Here is a 2,644-nt window from a genome sequence, read left to right as displayed (position 1 = left end):
ATCTGAGTACTTCAGGCTGCTGTCAGCCAGCCGATCGTTGCGGTTCAATGAAACTTCACTCACAGGTGGAGGGGAGACCAGCAACAAGTCCATTCTGTCAGAGAAAGGTAGTTGACTATTCCACATAGCACCCGTGATCAAGTGCATTTCAGAAAACACGAAACACAAGGAATGCGATGAGAAAGCCTACTATTGTTCCGGTGTTAATATATGGTAGTCCTGGAGCAGGCCTGTCGCGGTTCCAGAAATATAGCACTGCCATGCCAACAAGTCCGCCGACCAGAGGCAGAAGGGTGAAGAACAGAATATGCGCTATTCCGTATATGGCAGAGGAAACGACCATTATGCTTGGAAGCGCTATGTCTCCAAATCCTATCATCAATACATTTCCTTCTCCACGGTTATCGAAGGTTAGTCCGCGCATGCTGAAACCTCTGTTTTCAGGAAGGACAAAGAGCATGGGCAGATCAGAATCCACAGCATATCGTGCAAGGCTTATCATATGTTTTGTCTTGTATACCGCGATGTAATCGTAGATCTCAAAGGCTACGAGGAAGGCAACCGCAGCCCATACGCCGAAGGTGATGCCCCAGATCGATGATATTCCCACAGAAAGGAAGAATCCAGCAGAATCGGTAATGTACCATTCGTTTCTGAACAGCATCAGGTAGAAGAAGATCATTGCTATGGCTATGGAGGCTGCAAAAATTACGTAAACATTGTACAGGAAGATTGAGAGGAGTATGAGGAAGACATAGAATATCACGTATGCAACCACTATGGAGTAGATGACCCTGAATATTCTCAATCTTCTTTTTCTGCCAAGATATATTATCACAAAGGAGAAGAGAAAGGCTGCGATTATGTATATGAAAACATAGCCAATGCCGTAGGTAGGGGATCTGTGCGCATAGGAAGATGGCTCGGAGTTGTATATGGCAACAGCTAGAAGTATCGCAAGCAGCGATGAAAGTACGAATATAGCCATAGATATAAGTTCAGCTTTTGCTCGCATTTTTCCTCGTTCTTCTTTCTTTCTTATCGGTACCTTCCGATGTCTTGCGCTTCTTGTTGTATTCACAGCTCATATTCGGGCAGAACTTCCATCTCCTGCCACCCCTTGATACTGCCAGTATTGGCGCGCCGCAATACTGGCACGTTTCACCAGTCTTAATTATCTTACCCATCTGCGGGAGCGGATAGGTTACGGTGCATTTCGGGTAGTTGCTGCACCCCAGGAACCGTTTTCCGTATTTGGATTGCCTGAGGACGAGACGCCCATGATCCGACGGGCATTCCCCATAGTCATCGTTCTCCCTGTTGAAGGCGCAGTCAGGATCGATGCATTTGATCTCCGGAGACTGTCCCTTTCTTATTATTCTGATCATTGGAAGCCCGCACACAGGGCATTTTTCATCTGAGAGTGAAACTGAGCCGTTCCTCTTTATCTTGAAGTTTATCCTGCACGACGGATCTTCGCATCTTATCGTATAGGTGAATCGATCCTTCATGAGCATTATCCTCTTGCCCTCATGGAAGGGACAATTTCCTATGTCCTGCCCGGAATTAAGTCCCTTTGTTATTATCTCCCTCACAGACTCGGTTCTGTTCATGAAATGACTCAGCACCTCATGGAGCATTCTCTTCGATTCCTCCACGACCTCAGCCTTCCTCATCTCATTCCTCTCTATCCTGTCCATATCCTGCTCCAGCTTCGCGGTCATCTCAGGATCTGCAATGTGCGAGTTCACGGACCTCACCGCATCTATGAATGCCATGCCAAGTGGCGTTGGCCTGACAGGATTTCCCTCTATGAAGCCCCTTTCTATTAGTTTGCCTATGATGTCGTGTCTCGTGCTCTTTGTTCCTAGATTTAGGTCCTCCATCTTCTTCAGCAGAGCTGACATATCGTATCTCGGTGGCGGTTTTGTCTCATCCTCTTCCATCTTCCAGTCTACCGCCTTCACCTCCTCGCCTTCAACCAGCTGTGGAAGGTAAACATCCCTGGGCTCATAACCGTATATCTGCATCCAGCCCATGTCCGTGGTGCGCTGCCCATTGGCAAGGAATATGTGACCTGCTATATCGATCTCTGCTTCGGTCACGGTTTTGCTGCCGTCCCGGTACAGCGTTGAGAGGAAATGTTTCAGCACGAGATCGTAAACGCGGGCATAATCGCCCTTGAGATCCTCCTTAGGCGCATCCACGGGATATATGGGCGGATGATCAGTCGTTTCCGTTCTACCTCTGGATGGAAGTATCCTATCGAATGATTCTATCTCCTTGACATACTTTGAATATGAGGTATTTTCAAGCTTCTTCAGGACGGACTTCAGATTTATGGATCTCGGATAGACTGTGTTGTCAGTCCTTGGGTAGCTTATCAGGCCCCTCATGTAAAGATTCTCGGCTATGCTCATGGCTTTAGACGGCATTATTCCTATTCTTGAAGCTTCCCTGAGAAACTCAGTTGTGCTGAATGGAGCCGGCCTCCTTATGGATTCGTCCCTCGATCTGTAGGAGACAACCCTACCATTCTTTCCATTGATCGAATTGAATATGTTTTCCGCGATGTTTTTATCCTTTATGTTTTCAGGATATCTAGCAACGAATTTCCCGTCCTTGTCGAATACCACATGCAGTG

At 47.1% G+C, this 2,644-nt stretch carries 2 protein-coding genes; both read right to left on the bottom strand.

Annotated features, from left to right (window positions below; genetic code table 11):
- Positions 1-148 precede the first annotated feature (148 nt).
- Positions 149-1,015 (bottom strand): presenilin family intramembrane aspartyl protease PSH, encoded by an 867-nt coding sequence (locus Q0C15_RS02605; RefSeq protein ID WP_297215763.1) that lies wholly within the window; start codon positions 1,013-1,015, stop codon positions 149-151.
- A partial coding sequence (locus Q0C15_RS02600; protein WP_297215760.1) for a DNA topoisomerase occupies positions 999-2,644 on the bottom strand: 1,646 nt, incomplete at its 5' end. The genes Q0C15_RS02600 and Q0C15_RS02605, both read right to left, overlap by 17 nt.

This window comes from Thermoplasma sp. (assembly GCF_023256435.1).
Taxonomy (GTDB): Archaea; Thermoplasmatota; Thermoplasmata; order Thermoplasmatales; family Thermoplasmataceae; genus Thermoplasma.
This window is presented reverse-complemented; position numbering and strand designations above follow the sequence as displayed.